A 5,165-nucleotide genomic window follows, 5' to 3' on the forward strand; every position below is an offset into this window, starting at 1 on the left:
GGAACACATCGGCATGGGCGGCCTCCGCCGCAGCCCAGACCTCGGCCTCGGTCGCCTCGGGCCGGCCATAGCGGATATTCTCCAGCGCGCTGGCGGCAAAGATCACGGTTTCCTGCGGCACCACGGCAATGCGGCTGCGGATCGCATGCGGGTCAGCATCGCGATAGGGCACGCCGTCGATGCTGAGCATGCCCTGTTCCGGGTCATAGAAACGCTGCACCAGCTGGAACAGCGTCGATTTGCCGGCACCGGAGGGCCCGACGATGGCGACCGTTTCCCCGGCTGCGACATGTAGCGTGAAACCGTTGAGCGCCGGCGCATCGGGCTTGGAGGGGTAGTGGAAATGCACACCGTCCAGCACCAACGCACCGCGCGCCGGTTCCGGCAATGGCACCGGGTTGGCGGGCGCGCGGATCTGCGGTCGGGCGGCCAGCAGTTCTTCCATGCGGCCAGACGCGCCCGCAGCGCGCATGAAGTCACCATAGACTTCGGTGAGCGTTCCGAATGCGCCTGCCACGATGGCAGCAGCAAAGACAAAAGCCGCGATTGTGCCGCCCGACAGCTTGCCGGAAATGACATCGAGCGCACCCTGCCACAGCACCAGCGTGATGGCGCCGAACACAAGGCTGATGACCACGGCGGTCATCATGGCGCGCAGGCGGATGCGGCGCTTGGCGGTATCGAAGGTCTTCTCGACGCTGGCACCAAAGCGCCCGGCCTCGCGGCCTTCTTGCGTAAAGGCCTGCACGACACGGATGGCGCCCAGCACCTCGGCGACCATGGCGCCCAGGTCGGCGATGCGGTCCTGGCTTGAACGCGACACGTCGCGCACCTTGCGGCCCAGCCACAGGATCGGCAGCATGGTCAGCGGAATGACCAGCAGCATCAGCAGCGTCAGGCGCGGGCTCTGCCAGAACATGTAGACGATGCCGCCGACGCCCATCACGGCGTTGCGCAGCGCCAGGCTGACGGAGGTCGCGACAACCTGTTCGATGACGGCGGTGTCGCTGGTCAGGCGCGAAGCGATCTCGGCCGGGCGGTTTTCCTCGTAGAAAACCGGGTCCAGCGTCACGAGATGGTTCTGCACGGCGCGGCGCAAATCGGCGACCACACGCTCGCCGATCCAGCTGACGAAATAGAAGCGCACGGCCGTTGCCACGCCCAGCATCGCGACTATGGCCAGCAAAGTAATGAAATAGGGCGCAACGCTCGCCGGGTCGGAACCCTTGGCAAAGCCGTTGTCGACGACCATCTTGAGGCCTTGCGGTACCGCAAGCGTCGTCAGTGCCGCCAGCACCAGCGCCGTCAGCGCCGCCGACAATTGCAGCGGATAGGCGCTGGCAAAGCTCCACAGCAGTCGCAGCCGGGACAATTTGCGTTCATGGGGCGGGGGGAGCGGCGGCTTTGTAACCATGGGGGCTGATAGCAGGCGGCCTGTTCAGACTCAATCCGGCGCCGCGAAGGGTGTGACGGTTTGCCTTTGTCGTTGTATGAACTGCAATTGTTGCAGCGCGGCAATGAAAGCTATGCATTTTCGGGTTTATGCTGCAGTTGCGATATGGCACAGATGGTGCCGACGCCCGGCTCAGGGCGAGAGGAAGACACGAATGCTCTACACTGCCCATGAAATGCAAAAGGCCTGGCTCTCCAGCATGGGGACCGCCGCAGAGGCCAACTCCAAATGGCTGCTCAGCCCAAGCAACCCGTTTTCGTTCGCGCCCACGTCGCCGGTCATCGCCCGTGCCCTTGAGGTGTTTGCCCATGCTGCCGCACCGCGCGGCAAGCCCGCCTTCGGCCTCGACACCACGATCGTCGATGGCGTGACGGTGGCTGTCACCGAGGACATTATCGACCGCAAGCCGTTCGGGCAGTTGAAGCATTTCAAGCGCGCCGTGTCCGGCCGCCGTGACCCCAGGGTGCTGGTCGTGACGCCGATGTCCGGCCATTACGCCACGTTGCTGCGCGGCACTGTCGAGCGGCTGCTGCCCGACCATGAAGTTTACATCACCGATTGGCGTGACGCCAAGCTGGTGCCGGCCAGCGACGGCAAGTTCGATCTGAACGACTATGTCGATTACCTGGTCGCGTTCCTCGAAGTGCTTGGTCCGGACACGCATATGCTCGCCGTTTGCCAGCCCGCCGTGCCGGCCTATGCAGCGGTCGCCTGGATGTCCAAGCGCAGCCACCCTTGCACGCCGCCGAGCCTGACGATGATGGGCGGCCCGATCGACACGCGCAAGGCGCCGACCTCGGTCAATGACCTTGCCATGCAGCGGCCCTATGCCTGGTTCGAACAGACAGTCATTGCCACCGTGCCGGCAGCTTATCCGGGCGGCGGCCGCAAGGTTTACCCCGGTTTCCTGCAACTCGCCGGCTTCATGTCGATGAACCTTGCCAACCACATGAAATCCCATTGGGAAATGTTCAAGCATCTGGTCGACGGTGATGACGAATCCGCCGAAGCCACCAAGACTTTCTATCAGGAATATCGCTCGGTCAGCGACATGACGGCGGAATTCTATCTCCAGACCATCGACCTGGTGTTCCAGCGACAGGCGCTGGCAACGGGCCAGTTCCTGCATCGCGGCGAAGTTTGCGATCCCGCCGACATCACCGGCACGGCGCTGCTGGCCATCGAAGGCGAGCGTGACGACATTTCCGGCCTTGGCCAGACGCGCGCGGCGCTGGAAATGGCCGTTAACCTGCCCGACGACAAAAAGCTGTACCACATGGCAGAAGGTGCCGGGCACTATGGCATCTTCAACGGCCGCAAATGGCGCGAAAGCATCGCGCCGATATTCGAAACCTTCATCCGTCAGCACGACAAGGCCGTGCTGACGCCGATGCCGCTCGAAGTGGTGGTGGCGGCCCATGTCGAACCCGACGTGCCGGCAGGGCTCGAACTGGCGTGAAAATCGGCCCCGCCGCGCAGGCGGCGGGGCCGGATAATCAGGCGCGGGCGCCGGAACGTGTAGCGATTTCTGCCAATGCTGGCGTGCGCGCAGCCCGGCGGCGCATTGCGGCGCCGGTCAGGCCGAAGCCTGCGATCAACATTGCCCAGCTTGCCGGTTCAGGAACAGCGCCGAGCTGGCCGCGAATCTCACCGCCCGGAAACGCGGACGTGTGGACGTTGAAATAGGCAAGATTGCCGTCAAGACCAGCCAGGAAGGCCGACCGGGCGCCCGCGATAGTGCCGCCGCCGCGTGTGTTGAAGAAAGTTGCGTTGTAGGTCGATTGCAGCAGCAGGTTGAAATTGCCGGTGATCGTACCAGTGGTGGCCGAAGGTACGGAGAAGCCGATGGCAACCGGGCCATTGGCGGCTGTGGATGCACAGCAATGGACATGACCGGCGACAGCATTTGTCGAAAGGCCGGTGAAATCGATATCGACGGTGAAGCTGTTGCGGTCGGCAGCCAGGAACAGCTTACCAAAGCCGGTAGCCCGGGTGGCGACAGGATTCGGACGTTCGTTGGCGCCCGACAGCACAGCGTTGAAGGTGGCGGCCTGTGATGTGCCGGATGCAAGCAACGCAGCGATGATGATGGCAGTATTACGGATCACAATTGTTTCCCCTTCCTGATTGCGGCGATGATAACCGCTATTTAAGGATACGTTTGGAAGGGGCGGAGGGAGGCATTCGGCACTGACGCTGCGGCGCCGTGCCGCGATGAATGTGGGCAGCAGCAGTGAAGTGCTGGTCAACCGGTCAGCGCCGCTTCCATTTCCGCCAGGACCAGCCAGCGCTCCTCGGCGGCAGCCAGATCGCTTCGCACCCGGTCCAGTTCGGCCGAAACACTGGCAAATCGCTTTGCATCGCGGGCATATAGGGCGGGGTCGGCCAGCGTGGCCTCATGCCGGACGATGGCTGCGTTCAACGTTTCGATCAGCGCCGGCAGTTCGGCCAGATCACGCGCATCCTTGTAGCTGAGCTTGGCGGCGCGCGCCTTTGGCGAATCATAGGTGGCGATCTTGCTGCCGGCATTGCCGCCGGGCCGCTTGCCGCCCCGGGCCTTGCGCTCGGCCGCGGATTTTTCCTTGGCGAACGCCGCCCAGTCGGACCAGCCGCCCACCACCGTCTCGCTGCCGCCCTCGCCGTCCAGCGCCACCACCATGGTGACGACACGGTCAAGGAACGCGCGGTCATGGCTGACCAGCAGCACGGTGCCGGCATAATCGTCCAGCACCTCCTCAAGCAGGTCGAGCGTTTCCATATCGAGATCGTTGGTCGGCTCGTCGAGGACAAGCAGGTTCGACGGGGTGGCAAACTCGCGTGCCAGCAGCAGGCGTGATCGCTCGCCGCCCGAAAACCCATCGACCGGTGCGTCGATGACCGACGGATCGAACAGGAATTCCTTGAGATAGCCTGCGACATGCTTGCGGTGGCCGTTCACCTCCAGCCATTCGCCGCCATCGGCGAGCACGTCGCGCACCGTCTTGCCGACACCGTTTTCGGCATCGAGCCGCTGGCGGCGCTGGTCGATCACGGTCGGGTTGAGCGTCTTGGCGCGCTTGACGGTGCCGCTGTCCGGCTCGATTTCGCCGAGCAGCATCTTGATCAGCGTCGATTTGCCGGCGCCATTGGGCCCGATGATGCCGATGCGGTCGCCGCGCCTGACCCGCAGGGTGATATCCGACAAGATGGTGCGCTCGCCGAACTGCTTGGTGGCATGGACCGCGTCGATCAGCACCTTGGTCTTGCCGTCGTCGCTGGTGGTGGCAATCTTGGCCACGGCGTCGCCCGTCGTCATCGCCTTTCGCACGGCGCGCAATTCCACCAGCTTGGCCAGCCGGCCTTCGTTGCGGCTGCGCCTGGCGGTGACGCCGCGCAGCAGCCAGTGTTCTTCGGCGCGCAGCTTGGTGTCGAGCTTGGAGGCGTTCTTGGCCTCTTCGGCGGCAACGCGGTTCGACCAGTCCTCGAAGCCCCCAAAGCCCACTTCGGCGCGCCGCAGGTTGCCGCGATCAAGCCACAGGCAGTTTTTCGTCAGCCGGGTCAGGAATGTCCGGTCGTGGCTGATCGCCAGCATGGCACCCGAAAACCGGTCGAGCCAGTTTTCCAGCCATTCGATGGCGGCAATGTCGAGATGGTTGGTCGGCTCGTCGAGCAGCAGCAGGCCGGGCTGCTCCGCCAGCGCCCGCACCAGCGCGGCGCGGCGGCGTTCACCGCC

4 protein-coding genes are annotated in these 5,165 nt (G+C 64.2%); 1 reads left to right on the forward strand and 3 read right to left on the reverse strand.

The features are described from left to right. Positions 1–1,372 (reverse strand): ABC transporter transmembrane domain-containing protein (locus RMQ73_RS06585; protein WP_310497293.1); only part of this gene is annotated, 1,372 nt, incomplete at its 3' end. Positions 1,373–1,607: 235 nt separating this feature from the next. Here RMQ73_RS06585 and RMQ73_RS06590 point away from each other — a divergent pair. Next, complete coding sequence (locus RMQ73_RS06590; protein WP_310497294.1) at positions 1,608–2,912, forward strand: polyhydroxyalkanoate depolymerase; 1,305 nt, start codon at positions 1,608–1,610, stop codon at positions 2,910–2,912. A 37-nt stretch (positions 2,913–2,949) separates the two neighbouring features. Here RMQ73_RS06590 and RMQ73_RS06595 read toward each other — a convergent pair whose 3' ends face one another. Both RMQ73_RS06595 and RMQ73_RS06600 read right to left on the reverse strand, forming a co-directional pair. Continuing rightward, on the reverse strand, positions 2,950–3,561 hold the full coding sequence (locus RMQ73_RS06595) for a CHRD domain-containing protein (RefSeq protein WP_310497295.1): 612 nt from the start codon (positions 3,559–3,561) through the stop codon (positions 2,950–2,952). Between the two features lie 137 nt (positions 3,562–3,698). Further along, a partial coding sequence (locus tag RMQ73_RS06600; RefSeq protein WP_310497296.1) for an ATP-binding cassette domain-containing protein occupies positions 3,699–5,165 on the reverse strand: 1,467 nt, incomplete at its 5' end.

This window comes from Sandarakinorhabdus sp., assembly GCF_031430775.1.
Classification (GTDB): Bacteria; Pseudomonadota; Alphaproteobacteria; order Sphingomonadales; family Sphingomonadaceae; genus Sandarakinorhabdus.

Bases quoted from the DNA above. Each gene is read 5' to 3' on its own strand.
- RMQ73_RS06590 (WP_310497294.1), top strand. From the start codon at position 1,608: ATGCTCTACACTGCCCATGAAATGCAAAAGGCCTGGCTCTCCAGCATG.